The following is a 582-nucleotide window of genomic DNA, read 5'->3' as shown; positions in this document are numbered from 1 at the left end:
GAACCTGCGGTTGGATCACCTCCTTTCTAGAGTAAAGAGCACTCATTCGATTGAGTGGCTCAACACAAAAGAATCTCACAAAGAGATGTTGTTCTTCAGTTTTCTTACTTGCTTAGTTTTCAGTGATCTGTGTTCATTAAACATTGATTATGTCAAAGGTGTATCCTTGAGAGGGCTTTGCTTTCTGAGGGATTTTAGCTTTAGTCAAGGAAGGTTCTTTGCTGAAGGCGGAGCGTAGTTATACTACGTGACAACTGAAGTAAAGGTTCTGACGCAGAATAAAGTTAAAAGCACCAGAAAGGGCCTATAGCTCAGCTGGTTAGAGTGCACCCCTGATAAGGGTGAGGTCCCAGGTTCAAGTCCTGGTAGGCCCACCATTTTTGAGCGATTTGCACTAAAAAATAAGACTCACTTGCTTTAGCAAGCTTCGCCTTCTTTTTTAGCACAACTCATCTCAAAAACATAAAATTACGTTTTATGTAAAATCAAATATAAGCTTTCAAATGTGAGAGTTTATATTTGGTTTTAGTTTTAAGACCAAATGTTCATTAAATTACAATTGTTAAAGTCAACAACTTTATA

Annotated in this window: 1 protein-coding gene and 1 tRNA gene; both read left to right on the top strand. The window is 37.8% G+C overall.

Going from position 1 to position 582, the window contains the following annotated elements:
• Positions 1–238: hypothetical protein (locus tag ES948_RS11010; RefSeq protein ID WP_223176054.1), on the top strand; the 238-nt coding region annotated here is incomplete at its 5' end.
• A 62-nt stretch (positions 239–300) separates the two neighbouring features.
• Positions 301–377 (top strand) — tRNA-Ile (locus ES948_RS10780).
• Positions 378–582: the final 205 nt, after the last annotated feature.

The sequence above is a fragment of the Sulfurimonas indica genome (genome assembly GCF_009192995.1).
Taxonomy (GTDB): domain Bacteria; phylum Campylobacterota; class Campylobacteria; order Campylobacterales; family Sulfurimonadaceae; genus Sulfurimonas; species Sulfurimonas indica.
This window is presented reverse-complemented; position numbering and strand designations above follow the sequence as displayed.